At 49.8% G+C, this 12865-nt stretch carries 9 protein-coding genes, 3 tRNA genes and 4 rRNA genes; 5 read left to right on the top strand and 11 right to left on the bottom strand.

Translation table 11 applies throughout. The features are described 5' to 3' along the window. Positions 1 to 12 precede the first annotated feature (12 nt). Positions 13 to 150 carry a hypothetical protein gene (locus tag AC0IXI_RS02260; RefSeq protein ID WP_471681874.1) on the bottom strand — a complete coding sequence of 46 codons (138 nt, stop codon included), beginning with the start codon at positions 148 to 150 and terminating at the stop codon, positions 13 to 15. A 307-nt stretch (positions 151 to 457) separates the two neighbouring features. Between AC0IXI_RS02260 and AC0IXI_RS02255 the strand changes: the two genes are divergently transcribed. The 4 genes from AC0IXI_RS02255 to AC0IXI_RS02240 all read left to right on the top strand — a co-directional run bounded on the left by AC0IXI_RS02255 (position 458) and on the right by AC0IXI_RS02240 (position 4614). After that, entirely contained in the window at positions 458 to 1483 is a 1026-nt protein-coding gene (locus AC0IXI_RS02255; protein ID WP_064514179.1) for an amino acid ABC transporter substrate-binding protein, read from the top strand. 70 nt (positions 1484 to 1553) lie between these two features. Further along, positions 1554 to 2735: an amino acid ABC transporter permease gene (locus AC0IXI_RS02250; protein WP_471681873.1), complete on the top strand. Its 1182-nt coding sequence runs from the start codon at positions 1554 to 1556 to the stop codon at positions 2733 to 2735. Between the two features lie 9 nt (positions 2736 to 2744). After that, positions 2745 to 3845 carry an amino acid ABC transporter permease gene (locus AC0IXI_RS02245; protein WP_064514182.1) on the top strand — a complete coding sequence of 367 codons (1101 nt, stop codon included), beginning with the start codon at positions 2745 to 2747 and terminating at the stop codon, positions 3843 to 3845. A 10-nt stretch (positions 3846 to 3855) separates the two neighbouring features. Then, a complete protein-coding gene (locus AC0IXI_RS02240) occupies positions 3856 to 4614 on the top strand; it encodes an amino acid ABC transporter ATP-binding protein (RefSeq protein WP_064514184.1) in 759 nt (252 codons plus the stop codon). A gap of 97 nt (positions 4615 to 4711) precedes the next feature. On the opposite strand, the gene rrf (AC0IXI_RS02235) is transcribed toward AC0IXI_RS02240, so the two are convergent. The 7 genes from rrf (AC0IXI_RS02235) to AC0IXI_RS02205 form a co-directional block, all read right to left on the bottom strand. Next, positions 4712 to 4827, bottom strand: a 5S ribosomal RNA gene (gene rrf / locus AC0IXI_RS02235). Positions 4828 to 4866: 39 nt separating this feature from the next. Further along, positions 4867 to 4942 (bottom strand) — tRNA-Thr (locus tag AC0IXI_RS02230). Between the two features lie 15 nt (positions 4943 to 4957). After that, positions 4958 to 5073 (bottom strand): 5S ribosomal RNA (gene rrf / locus AC0IXI_RS02225). Between the two features lie 111 nt (positions 5074 to 5184). Then, positions 5185 to 8093 (bottom strand): 23S ribosomal RNA (locus AC0IXI_RS02220). A 206-nt stretch (positions 8094 to 8299) separates the two neighbouring features. Beyond that, positions 8300 to 8375 (bottom strand) — tRNA-Ala (locus tag AC0IXI_RS02215). A gap of 114 nt (positions 8376 to 8489) precedes the next feature. Continuing rightward, positions 8490 to 8566, bottom strand: a tRNA-Ile gene (locus AC0IXI_RS02210). 69 nt (positions 8567 to 8635) lie between these two features. Continuing rightward, positions 8636 to 10175, bottom strand: a 16S ribosomal RNA gene (locus tag AC0IXI_RS02205). Together the 16S, 23S and 5S rRNA genes with 3 tRNA genes alongside form the textbook arrangement of a ribosomal RNA operon. A 510-nt stretch (positions 10176 to 10685) precedes the next feature. Here AC0IXI_RS02205 and AC0IXI_RS02200 point away from each other — a divergent pair. Next, complete coding sequence (locus tag AC0IXI_RS02200) at positions 10686 to 11240, top strand: gamma carbonic anhydrase family protein (RefSeq protein ID WP_413499868.1); 555 nt, start codon at positions 10686 to 10688, stop codon at positions 11238 to 11240. On the opposite strand, the gene AC0IXI_RS02195 is transcribed toward AC0IXI_RS02200, so the two are convergent. The 3 genes from AC0IXI_RS02195 to tsaC are packed head-to-tail and all read right to left on the bottom strand — an operon-like array spanning position 11216 to position 12864. Next, complete coding sequence (locus tag AC0IXI_RS02195; protein ID WP_134187863.1) at positions 11216 to 11473, bottom strand: DUF1488 family protein; 258 nt, start codon at positions 11471 to 11473, stop codon at positions 11216 to 11218. The two genes, AC0IXI_RS02200 and AC0IXI_RS02195, sit on opposite strands and share 25 nt — an antisense overlap. Further along, positions 11470 to 12288 (bottom strand): shikimate dehydrogenase, encoded by an 819-nt coding sequence (aroE, locus tag AC0IXI_RS02190; protein ID WP_471681872.1) that lies wholly within the window; start codon positions 12286 to 12288, stop codon positions 11470 to 11472. Before aroE ends, AC0IXI_RS02195 begins: the two co-directional genes overlap by 4 nt. Positions 12289 to 12291: 3 nt before the next feature. Next, complete coding sequence (gene tsaC / locus AC0IXI_RS02185; protein ID WP_413499866.1) at positions 12292 to 12864, bottom strand: L-threonylcarbamoyladenylate synthase type 1 TsaC; 573 nt, start codon at positions 12862 to 12864, stop codon at positions 12292 to 12294. Between the last annotated feature and the right edge of the window lies 1 nt (position 12865).

Genomic DNA, 12865 nt, shown 5'->3' with positions numbered 1-12865 from the left:
TTTTCCTTTGCATTATTTAAGTGCATCCATTCCTACCACTTCATTTTTTAGCTTCACTGGCTTGTATCCCCAACATTTTTTGGCGTGAAACAAATCACTCACTTCTTTCAGATTTTGTTTTATTGCAGCAGCAGATGTGACTTCTTCCACAAACCAATACATATGCTATTCACGCTAATGTTAACGCCTGAAATTACTTCTTTTCATATGATCAAAATCTGAAACTTTTTTGCGCTGAAATGTGGCGTAGGTTTCATTTTCGCCCCGTTATGGGGCGTTGTAAGTAATTTTTCCTGTCTACACTCAGCTTACTGCGACGGGAGGCACACGCATGCCGTCTCTCGCAATCTTGGCACTCCCTTTGCTTTAACCAGACTGGCAGATGCCACAGACAGGAAAAACGGCGCCATACGGATGCCGACACTTATAACGATAATTTCGCCACACAGGATGCATTATGAAAAAGACTCTGATCTCCACTCTGGTCGCTGCCGGTGCATTATTCGCGGTAGTCAATCAGGCTCATGCTGGCACTACGTTTGATGCGGTAAAGAAGAAAGGCTTTGTGCAATGCGGGATAAGTGACGGCTTGCCTGGTTTTTCTTACGCTGATGCAAACGGTAAATTTACCGGCATTGATGTGGACGTTTGTCGTGGCGTTGCCGCTGCGGTATTTGGGGATGCCTCGAAAGTTAAATATACCCCGCTGACCGCAAAAGAGCGTTTTACGGCTCTCCAGTCAGGCGAAGTAGATATTCTGTCGCGTAATACCACCTGGACTTCATCACGCGATGCTGGCATGGGAATGATGTTTACCGGCGTCACTTATTACGATGGCATCGGTTTCCTGACGCACAACAAAGCAGGCCTGAAGAGCGCTAAAGAACTGGATGGCGCGACCGTTTGTATTCAGGCAGGTACCGATACCGAACTGAACGTCGCCGATTACTTCAAAGCAAATAATATGAAGTACACCCCTGTAACATTCGATCGCTCCGATGAGTCAGCCAAGGCTCTGGAATCAGGCCGCTGCGATACTCTGGCTTCCGACCAATCTCAACTCTATGCACTGCGCATCAAACTGAGCACACCAGGTGAGTGGGTGGTTCTTCCTGAAGTCATTTCAAAAGAGCCTTTAGGCCCAGTCGTACGCCGTGGTGATGAAGACTGGTTCTCCGTCGTGCGCTGGACTTTATTCGCCATGCTCAATGCTGAAGAGATGGGGATTGACTCTAAAAACGTTGATCAGATGGCTGCTAATCCAACCACGCCGGATATGGCTCACCTGTTAGGTAAAGAAGGCGATTTCGGTAAAGACCTGAAGCTCGATAATAAATGGGCGTACAACATCGTCAAACAAGTCGGTAACTACGCTGAAATCTTCGAACATAACGTCGGTTCTGATAGCCCGTTGAAAATCAAACGTGGGCAAAACAACCTGTGGAACAAAGGTGGTATTCAGTACGCACCGCCTGTTCGCTAAGCGAGACGTCAGAAATGGGCACTACTTCGGTAGTGCCCAGGGTTTGAGTTTATGTTACTGAGGTTCGCTTATGTCCCATCGCCGCCCAATCGTAAAAGGTGATATTTCCTTTTCTAACCCAGCGGTTCGTGCCTGGCTGTTCCAGATTATTGCTGTCGTTGCCGTCGTAGGCATCGCTATTTATCTGATTCATAACACCGTCACCAACCTTAGTAATCGTGGCATTACCTCAGGTTTTGCATTCCTCGACCGAGCCGCTGGCTTCGGTATCGTTCAGCATCTCGTTGATTATGAGCAGGGTGATACTTATGGCCGCGTGTTTGTCGTCGGTCTGCTGAACACTTTGTTGGTTTCCGCATTGTGCATTGTGTTTGCTACATTTATCGGCTTCTTTCTGGGGCTTGCCCGGCTATCCGATAACTGGTTGCTACGTAAACTTTCTACTTTCTACATTGAGACATTCCGCAATATCCCTCCATTATTGCAGATCTTCTTTTGGTATTTTGCCGTTCTTCGCAACCTGCCCGGCCCTCGTCAGGCAGTCAACGCATTCGACCTTCTCTTTCTGAGTAACCGCGGGCTCTATATCCCCTCCCCGCAGATTGGTGAAGGTGTACTGGCTTTCACCGGTGCCATTTTGTTAGCACTGATAATCTCGGCAGGCTTGTATCGCTATAACAAAATGCATCAGATAAAAACCGGGCAATTGCGTCGCACCTGGCCTTACGGTCTGGGATTACTGATCTTGTTACCGCTACTGGCACACGGGTTTTTTGGCGCAGCATTACACTGGGATGTTCCCGCTTTACGGGGCTTTAACTTCCGTGGGGGGATGGTTCTCATTCCTGAGCTAGCGGCATTAACTTTAGCATTGTCGGTGTATACATCCGCTTTTATTGCCGAAATTATCCGCGCGGGAATTCAGTCTGTCCCCTACGGCCAACACGAAGCAGCACGTTCCCTGGGCATACCGAACCCTGTCACATTACGGCAGGTTATTATTCCTCAGGCAATGCGCGTCATCATCCCGCCACTCACCAGTCAGTACCTCAATATCGTCAAAAACTCATCACTGGCAGCCGCTATTGGTTACCCGGACATGGTCTCATTGTTCGCAGGAACAGTGCTCAACCAGACGGGTCAAGCCATTGAAACTATTGCCATAACGATGTCAGTCTACCTGATTATAAGTCTGACTATTTCGTTACTGATGAATATCTATAATCGGCGAATTGCCCTGATTGAGCGCTAAGGAATTACGATGACAAAAGCATTAGTGTCACATCACACGCGCCCAAAAGCTGTTCGCTCAAGTGCCGTGCAATGGGCTCGTAAGAATCTTTTTTCCAGCTGGTCTAATAGCTTACTGACTATTTTCTGTTTGTGGATGATGTGGGTGCTGATTCCACCCTTGTTAAACTGGACGATTTTCCAGGCTAACTGGATTGGTGAAACCCGTGCGGACTGCACAAAAGAAGGGGCATGCTGGGTGTTTATCCACGCACGTTTCGGACAGTTTATGTATGGGCTCTACCCGCATGATCAACGCTGGCGCATTAACCTTGCACTGCTAATTGGTCTGGCTTCCATCATTCCAATGTTCTGGAATGCGATGCCTCGCCGTGGCCGTTACATCGCCGCATGGGCCGTTATCTATCCGCTGGTTGTTTGGGGTTTATTATACGGTGGCTTTTTAGGGCTGGATCGTGTCGAGACACGCCAGTGGGGCGGGTTGACATTAACGTTGATCATTGCATCCGTCGGGATCGCCGGGGCGTTGCCATTAGGGATCTTACTGGCCTTAGGTCGCCGTTCGACGATGCCGGTAGTCAGGATCTTGTCAGTGATATTTATCGAGTTCTGGCGAGGCGTTCCGCTAATCACCGTGTTGTTCATGTCATCCGTCATGCTGCCGCTGTTTCTTTCTGAAGGAACAAGCATAGACAAACTTATCCGCGCATTGGTTGGAGTGATCCTTTTCCAGTCGGCTTATGTCGCTGAAGTGGTTCGCGGTGGCTTGCAGGCGCTACCAAAAGGGCAATACGAAGCCGCAGAATCTCTGGCGTTGGGATACTGGAAAACCCAGGGATTAGTGATCCTCCCGCAGGCATTAAAGATGGTCATTCCAGGCCTGGTTAACACCATTATTGCTCTATTCAAAGACACCAGTCTGGTGATCATTATTGGTTTGTTTGATCTGTTTAGCAGCGTACAGCAAGCCACTGTCGATCCTGCCTGGCTTGGAATGTCGACCGAAGGCTATGTCTTCGCAGCACTCATCTACTGGATTTTCTGTTTCAGCATGTCGCGCTACAGCCAGCATCTTGAAAAACGTTTTAACACCGGACGAACACCGCACTGAGGATGAATAAATGAGCCAGATTACGATGCAACCCGCTGATGCGATGATCATGCTGGAGAATGTGAATAAATGGTACGGGCAGTTTCACGTACTTAAAGATATCAATTTGAAGGTGCAACAAGGCGAGCGCATTGTCCTGTGTGGACCTTCCGGTTCAGGTAAATCAACAACTATACGCTGCATTAATCACCTGGAAGAGCATCAACAAGGGCGCATTGTCGTTGATGGAACCGAACTCAACGATGATTTACGTAATATAGAGAAGGTTAGGACTGAGGTCGGGATGGTTTTCCAACACTTTAACCTGTTCCCACACCTGACCGTTTTGCAGAACTGCACTCTTGCCCCGATCTGGGTGCGCAAGATGCCCAAGAAAGAAGCTGAAGCTCTCGGAATGCACTATCTGGAAAAGGTACGCATCGCAGAGCATGCGCATAAATTCCCGGGGCAAATATCTGGCGGACAACAGCAACGTGTGGCGATTGCGCGCTCACTGTGTATGAAACCTAAGATCATGCTGTTTGATGAACCCACTTCTGCGCTGGATCCGGAAATGGTTAAAGAAGTGCTGGATACCATGATTGGGCTGGCTGAGTCTGGCATGACAATGTTGTGTGTAACGCATGAAATGGGCTTTGCGCGAACGGTGGCTGACAGAGTGATCTTTATGGATAGAGGTGAGATCGTGGAGCAGGCACCACCAAATGAGTTCTTTGCTCACCCTAAGTCGGAACGTACTCGTGCTTTCTTGTCTCAGGTTATTCATTAATATTTAACGAGAAAGGCCACGTAAGTGGCCTTTTATTTCCGCTGGAAATACAAAACAAAAAGGCCATCCGCAAGGATGGCCTTTTTGTTTATTTGAAGCCTGGCAGTTCCCTACTCTCGCATGGGGAGACCCCACACTACCATCGGCGCTACGGCGTTTCACTTCTGAGTTCGGCATGGGGTCAGGTGGGACCACCGCGCTACTGCCGCCAGGCAAATTCTTTATCCAGCGCCGAACTTTAAACCTAAAAACTGGTGCTGATACCCAGAGTCGAACTGGGGACCTCACCCTTACCAAGGGTGCGCTCTACCAACTGAGCCATATCAGCACACTTTAATTTGGAGCCTGGCAGTTCCCTACTCTCGCATGGGGAGACCCCACACTACCATCGGCGCTACGGCGTTTCACTTCTGAGTTCGGCATGGGGTCAGGTGGGACCACCGCGCTAGTGCCGCCAGGCATATTCTGTTTCATCAACCGTCATGCTTTCACATAACCATCGACTTAAAATCTCGGTTCAAGCTGAAAATCAAATGCTTAGTCTCTCAACCAAAACACCTTCGGTGTTGTAAGGTTAAGCCTCACGGATCATTAGTACTGGTTAGCTCAACGTATCGCTACGCTTACACACCCAGCCTATCAACGTCGTAGTCTTCAACGTTCCTTCAGGGGAATCAAGTTCCCAGGGAGAATTCATCTCGGGGCAAGTTTCGCGCTTAGATGCTTTCAGCGCTTATCTTTTCCGCATTTAGCTACCGGGCAATGCCATTGGCATGACAACCCGAACACCAGTGATGCGTCCACTCCGGTCCTCTCGTACTAGGAGCAGCCCCCCTCAATTCTCCAGCGCCCACGGCAGATAGGGACCGAACTGTCTCACGACGTTCTAAACCCAGCTCGCGTACCACTTTAAATGGCGAACAGCCATACCCTTGGGACCTACTTCAGCCCCAGGATGTGATGAGCCGACATCGAGGTGCCAAACACCGCCGTCGATATGAACTCTTGGGCGGTATCAGCCTGTTATCCCCGGAGTACCTTTTATCCGTTGAGCGATGGCCCTTCCATTCAGAACCACCGGATCACTAAGACCTGCTTTCGCACCTGCTCGAGCCGTCACTCTCGCAGTCAAGCTAGCTTATGCCTTTGCACTAACCTCACGATGTCCGACCGTGATTAGCTAACCTTCGTGCTCCTCCGTTACGCTTTAGGAGGAGACCGCCCCAGTCAAACTACCCACCAGACACTGTCCGCAACCCGGATTACGGGTCTACGTTAGAACACCAGCCATTAAAGGGTGGTATTTCAAGGTTGGCTCCACAAGAACTGGCGTCCTCGCTTCAAAGCCTCCCACCTATCCTACACATCAAGGACCAGTGTTCAGTGTCAAGCTATAGTAAAGGTTCACGGGGTCTTTCCGTCTTGCCGCGGGTACACTGCATCTTCACAGCGATTTCAATTTCACTGAGTCTCGGGTGGAGACAGCCTGGCCATCATTACGCCATTCGTGCAGGTCGGAACTTACCCGACAAGGAATTTCGCTACCTTAGGACCGTTATAGTTACGGCCGCCGTTTACCGGGGCTTCGATCAAGAGCTTCAGCTTGCGCTTAACCCCATCAATTAACCTTCCGGCACCGGGCAGGCGTCACACCGTATACGTCCACTTTCGTGTTTGCACAGTGCTGTGTTTTTAATAAACAGTTGCAGCCAGCTGGTATCTTCGACTGCCTTCAGCTCCATCCGCGAGGGACTTCACCTACCGACAGCGTGCCTTCTCCCGAAGTTACGGCACCATTTTGCCTAGTTCCTTCACCCGAGTTCTCTCAAGCGCCTTGGTATTCTCTACCTGACCACCTGTGTCGGTTTGGGGTACGATTTGATGTGACCTGATGCTTAGAGGCTTTTCCTGGAAGTGCGGCATTTGTTACTTCAGTACCGTAGTACCTCGTCATCACACCTCAGCGTTAGATAAGAGTCCGGATTTACCTAAACTCTCCGCCTACATGCTTAAACCGGGACAACCGTCGCCCGGCTAACATAGCCCTCTCCGTCCCCCCTTCGCAGTCACACCGAGTACAGGAATATTAACCTGTTTCCCATCGACTACGCCTTTCGGCCTCGCCTTAGGGGTCGACTCACCCTGCCCCGATTAACGTTGGACAGGAACCCTTGGTCTTCCGGCGAGCGGGTTTTTCACCCGCTTTATCGTTACTTATGTCAGCATTCGCACTTCTGATACCTCCACCTACCCTCACAGGTAAGCTTCGACGGCTTACAGAACGCTCCCCTACCCAACAACGCCTAAGCGTCGCTGCCGCAGCTTCGGTGCATGGTTTAGCCCCGTTACATCTTCCGCGCAGGCCGACTCGACCAGTGAGCTATTACGCTTTCTTTAAATGATGGCTGCTTCTAAGCCAACATCCTGGCTGTCTGTGCCTTCCCACATCGTTTCCCACTTAACCATGACTTTGGGACCTTAGCTGGCGGTCTGGGTTGTTTCCCTCTTCACGACGGACGTTAGCACCCGCCGTGTGTCTCCCGTGATAACATTCTTCGGTATTCGTAGTTTGCATCGGGTTGGTAAGCCGGGATGGCCCCCTAGCCGAAACAGTGCTCTACCCCCGAAGATGAGTTCACGAGGCGCTACCTAAATAGCTTTCGGGGAGAACCAGCTATCTCCCGGTTTGATTGGCCTTTCACCCCCAGCCACAAGTCATCCGCTAATTTTTCAACATTAGTCGGTTCGGTCCTCCAGTTAGTGTTACCCAACCTTCAACCTGCCCATGGCTAGATCACCGGGTTTCGGGTCTATACCCTGCAACTTAACGCCCAGTTAAGACTCGGTTTCCCTGCGGCTCCCCTATACGGTTAACCTTGCTACAGAATATAAGTCGCTGACCCATTATACAAAAGGTACGCAGTCACCCCATAAAAGAGGCTCCCACTGCTTGTACGTACACGGTTTCAGGTTCTGTTTCACTCCCCTCGCCGGGGTTCTTTTCGCCTTTCCCTCACGGTACTTGTTCGCTATCGGTCAGTCAGGAGTATTTAGCCTTGGAGGATGGTCCCCCCATATTCAGACAGGATACCACGTGTCCCGCCCTACTCTTCGAGTTCACAGCAAGTGCATTTTTGTGTACGGGAGTATCACCCTGTACCCTGCGACTTTCCAGACGCTTCCACTAATGCACAAACTGATTCAGACTCTGGGCTGTTCCCCGTTCGCTCGCCGCTACTGGGGGAATCTCGGTTGATTTCTTTTCCTCGAGGTACTTAGATGTTTCAGTTCCCTCGGTTCGCTTCGTTAAGCTATGTATTCACTTAACGATAGTGCAACGAATTGCACTGGGTTTCCCCATTCGGAAATCGTCGGTTATAACGGTTCATATCACCTTACCGACGCTTATCGCAGATTAGCACGTCCTTCATCGCCTCTGACTGCCAGGGCATCCACCGTGTACGCTTAGTCGCTTAACCTCACAACCCGAAGATGTCTCGTAAGACACACTCGTATGTTGTGAAAATTTGAGAGACTCGAACACACTTCTATTCCTTTCTTATTACGGAGAAAGGAAACAGTGTGTCGTTTCAATTTTCAGCTTGTTCCGGATTTTTAAAGAGCAAATACTTCTCAGCACACTGTTAAACAGTACACTTAGAAGTATTGGGTGAGCATGAAATGATGGTGGAGCTAAGCGGGATCGAACCGCTGACCTCCTGCGTGCAAGGCAGGCGCTCTCCCAGCTGAGCTATAGCCCCATCGATTTCGTAAAACCTTTGATTTACCGTGAATTCTTCATTGTTCAAGGCGCGACTTCGCGACACATACATCAGTATGTGAGCCGGAGTTGCAACGCAGAACAGGGGAGAATTTGGTAGGCCTGAGTGGACTTGAACCACCGACCTCACCCTTATCAGGGGTGCGCTCTAACCACCTGAGCTACAAGCCTATAAGGTTTTACTGCTCGTTTTCTATCAGACAATCTGTGTGAGCACTACGCAAGTTCGTATCTTTTAGGTAAGGAGGTGATCCAACCGCAGGTTCCCCTACGGTTACCTTGTTACGACTTCACCCCAGTCATGAATCACAAAGTGGTAAGCGCCCTCCCGAAGGTTAAGCTACCTACTTCTTTTGCAACCCACTCCCATGGTGTGACGGGCGGTGTGTACAAGGCCCGGGAACGTATTCACCGTAGCATTCTGATCTACGATTACTAGCGATTCCGACTTCACGGAGTCGAGTTGCAGACTCCGATCCGGACTACGACGCACTTTATGAGGTCCGCTTGCTCTCGCGAGGTCGCTTCTCTTTGTATGCGCCATTGTAGCACGTGTGTAGCCCTACTCGTAAGGGCCATGATGACTTGACGTCATCCCCACCTTCCTCCAGTTTATCACTGGCAGTCTCCTTTGAGTTCCCGGCCGAACCGCTGGCAACAAAGGATAAGGGTTGCGCTCGTTGCGGGACTTAACCCAACATTTCACAACACGAGCTGACGACAGCCATGCAGCACCTGTCTCACAGTTCCCGAAGGCACTAAGGCATCTCTGCCGAATTCTGTGGATGTCAAGAGTAGGTAAGGTTCTTCGCGTTGCATCGAATTAAACCACATGCTCCACCGCTTGTGCGGGCCCCCGTCAATTCATTTGAGTTTTAACCTTGCGGCCGTACTCCCCAGGCGGTCGACTTAACGCGTTAGCTCCGGAAGCCACTCCTCAAGGGAACAACCTCCAAGTCGACATCGTTTACGGCGTGGACTACCAGGGTATCTAATCCTGTTTGCTCCCCACGCTTTCGCACCTGAGCGTCAGTCTTTGTCCAGGGGGCCGCCTTCGCCACCGGTATTCCTCCAGATCTCTACGCATTTCACCGCTACACCTGGAATTCTACCCCCCTCTACAAGACTCTAGCTTGCCAGTTTCGAATGCAGTTCCCAGGTTGAGCCCGGGGATTTCACATCCGACTTGACAAACCGCCTGCGTGCGCTTTACGCCCAGTAATTCCGATTAACGCTTGCACCCTCCGTATTACCGCGGCTGCTGGCACGGAGTTAGCCGGTGCTTCTTCTGCGAGTAACGTCAATCACTGCGGTTATTAACCACAATGCCTTCCTCCTCGCTGAAAGTACTTTACAACCCGAAGGCCTTCTTCATACACGCGGCATGGCTGCATCAGGCTTGCGCCCATTGTGCAATATTCCCCACTGCTGCCTCCCGTAGGAGTCTGGACCGTGTCTCAGTTCCAGTGTGGCTGGTCATCCTCTCAGACCAGCTAGGGATCGTCGCCTAGGTGAGCCATTACCTCACCTACTAGCTAATCCCATCTGGGCACATCTGATGGCAAGAGGCCCGAAGGTCCCCCTCTTTGGTCCGAAGACGTTATGCGGTATTAGCTACCGTTTCCAGTAGTTATCCCCCTCCATCAGGCAGTTTCCCAGACATTACTCACCCGTCCGCCGCTCGTCACCCAGGAGCAAGCTCCCTGTGCTACCGCTCGACTTGCATGTGTTAGGCCTGCCGCCAGCGTTCAATCTGAGCCATGATCAAACTCTTCAATTAAAAGCTTGATTTGCTTCAACTCGTGAAGCGGTGCTCAAAAATTAACTTTCGTAATAATTCAACTAAATGAATTACTGCTTGGTCACTCTTCAAGACTTGATATTTTTTTGATACCCGAAGGTATCTGAGATATCAATCCTGCGAGTGCCCACACAGATTGTCTGATAAATTGTTAAAGAGCAGTGAGTTAGGCGCTTTCGCTTGCTAACTCGAGGTGGCGTATATTACGCTTTCCTCTTTCAGAGTCAACCCTTAATTTCAGGATATTTGACTCTCATCGCCGCCGTTACTCTGTGATGTTGTTCACATGTTCCGTGTCGATGGAGGCGCATTATAGGGATCTCTTTTTATAGCACAACCCTTTTTTCGATCTTTTCTTCCGACTGATTAGTTTTCGCCCTTTTCGCTGCGATCATGTCCAATTCGCCTTGTTTTTGATGCTTTACCTCCTTGCCATCGGTTAAGAAAGCAGCCACAGTCTATCTACGAAGAGAACTTTCAGAGGTATTTATGTCTGCAGTATTACGTCCTTTTCAAAAAACCTATCCTGAAGTTGGCCAAAGAGTGATGCTTGATAGCTCAAGTGTTGTGATTGGTGATGTGCGAATTGCCGATGATGTGAGTATTTGGCCACTAGTTGCTATCCGTGGTGACGTTAACTATGTGGCTATTGGTGCTCGTAGCAATATTCAGGATGGGAGTGTGTTGCATGTAACGCATAAGTCTTCCTATAACCCAGAAGGCAATCCACTTATTATCGGTGAAGATGTGACTGTGGGACATAAGGTCATGCTGCACGGCTGCACGATCGGTAACCGCGTGCTCGTAGGAATGGGGTCGATTTTACTGGATGGTGTAGTAATAGAAGACGATGTAATGATCGGGGCAGGAAGTTTGGTGCCGCAAAATAAACGTCTTGAGAGCGGCTTCCTTTATCTGGGTAGCCCAGTGAAGCAGATCCGCCCTCTTACGGCTGAAGAACTGGAAGGCTTAAAATACTCAGCCAATAACTACGTTCGCTGGAAAGATGAGTACTTTGCTCAGGAAAGCCAGACGCAGCCTTGATTGTCATGTTCATCAGCTTCAATTAACGCCTCCGCTTCGTCTTCCAAATCCCAACGATTAAGACGAAAGAGCTCAAGCCATGATTCTTTATTATCGCCACCATAACGGCTGGCGATAGTTTCCCCGGTAATACTGCACATCACCTGAAAGCCATTTACTAATGCAGGAAAGCAGACCGCCAGAAGTTGATCGTCCCATTGCTCACGATCGGGAAACAGGATCGACTGGTTCACTGCGACATTTCCTGCTTTAGCTTCTCTATTACTGGCGCGACTTCTGGTAACACACCGTGCCACAGGAAAAAGGCATGTGCAGCCTGACCCACCAGCATTCCTAAACCATCAGCATAGTTTTGAACACCGTGTTGTTTGCACCAGTGTAAGAAAGGGGTTTCGCCCTTTTGGTAGAACATGTCGTAGCACTGAACATTGCTCGAAAGCAACGATGCTGGAATAGCAGGAATGTCACCAGCAATTCCGCTAGAGGTGGCATTAATAATAAGATCGAACTCATGCCCCTCCAGCTCAGACTGCTCTAACGCCTGAACACTGCCAGTGTGGCTAAATAGTAGTGCGAGATCCATGGCTCGAGAAAATGTACGGTTGGTTATCGTCACAGAACAATCAAGCGAAAGCAGAGGTAGTAAAACTCCCCGAGCCGCGCCACCCGCTCCCAACAACAAAATACGCCGACCTGGTTTGATCAACGATAAACGCTCCAGATCGGTTAAAAGACCAATCCCATCGGTGTTATCGCCGAGCAGGCGCCCATCGTCCAGGCGCTTAAGCGTATTAACCGCACCGGCTAATGCTGCGCGCTCTGACAGTTGATCAGCACGGGCGAATGCTTGCTCTTTAAAAGGAACCGTAATATTGGCGCCTTTACCGCCTGCCTGGAAAAATTGCTCAAGAGTTTCAATAAAAGCATCTACAGGTGCCAGCACACAGCCATATGGATGCTCTATTTTTAACTGCTCAGCAAACATCTGATGAATTTGCGGTGATTTGCTGTGCTGAATTGGGTTACCAAAAACGGCAAAGGTGTTCATTAATTACCCCTGGCGAAAAAGTTCGCCGGTCAAAGCATCACGAATTTCAGATGGATTCAACCTGCCTCCGGTATCGCCACGCAGAACCGGGAAGCCGTCACCAAATTGAGCCAAGACTTCATCAGCCGTACGACAAGGTGGCAAACCAGATAAATTGGCACTGGTAGAAACCAAAGGTTTTCCAAAAACCAGGCATAAATCACGAACCAATGGATGATCAGTGACCCTCACGGCTAAGGAATCAAATCGACCCGTTAGCCAGCGCGGCGTTGAAGGAAGAGCAGGGAAAACAAAGGTCACAGGTCCTGGCCAACAAGAGAATACGGTTTCTCGCTGCATTTGCGAAAGCACGGAGCTATCTATATAAGGAACAAGTTGCTCGAAACTCGCAGCTATCAGGATAAGGCCTTTATCTACGGGACGATGTTTTAACTCTAGTAAACGCGTAACTGCCAGCTCACTGTCAGGATCACAACCGACGCCAAACACAGCTTCGGTTGGATATGCGATCACATGTTGTTGTTTTAGGGCGGCAACGATCTCTTGGAGTTGCTCTGTTTGCAGGTTTGTCTTCACA

The organism is Buttiauxella sp. AC038 (assembly GCF_979253565.1).
The sequence above is the reverse complement of the archived record's forward strand: the minus strand, read 5'-3'. Positions and strand labels throughout refer to the sequence as shown.

Bases quoted from the DNA above. Each gene is read 5' to 3' on its own strand.
- aroE (WP_471681872.1), bottom strand. From the start codon at position 12,288: ATGAACACCTTTGCCGTTTTTGGTAACCCAATTCAGCACAGCAAATCA.
- AC0IXI_RS02245 (WP_064514182.1), top strand. From the start codon at position 2,745: ATGACAAAAGCATTAGTGTCACATCACACGCGCCCAAAAGCTGTTCGC.
- AC0IXI_RS02250 (WP_471681873.1), top strand. From the start codon at position 1,554: ATGTCCCATCGCCGCCCAATCGTAAAAGGTGATATTTCCTTTTCTAAC.
- AC0IXI_RS02240 (WP_064514184.1), top strand. From the start codon at position 3,856: ATGAGCCAGATTACGATGCAACCCGCTGATGCGATGATCATGCTGGAG.
- AC0IXI_RS02255 (WP_064514179.1), top strand. From the start codon at position 458: ATGAAAAAGACTCTGATCTCCACTCTGGTCGCTGCCGGTGCATTATTC.
- AC0IXI_RS02200 (WP_413499868.1), top strand. From the start codon at position 10,686: ATGTCTGCAGTATTACGTCCTTTTCAAAAAACCTATCCTGAAGTTGGC.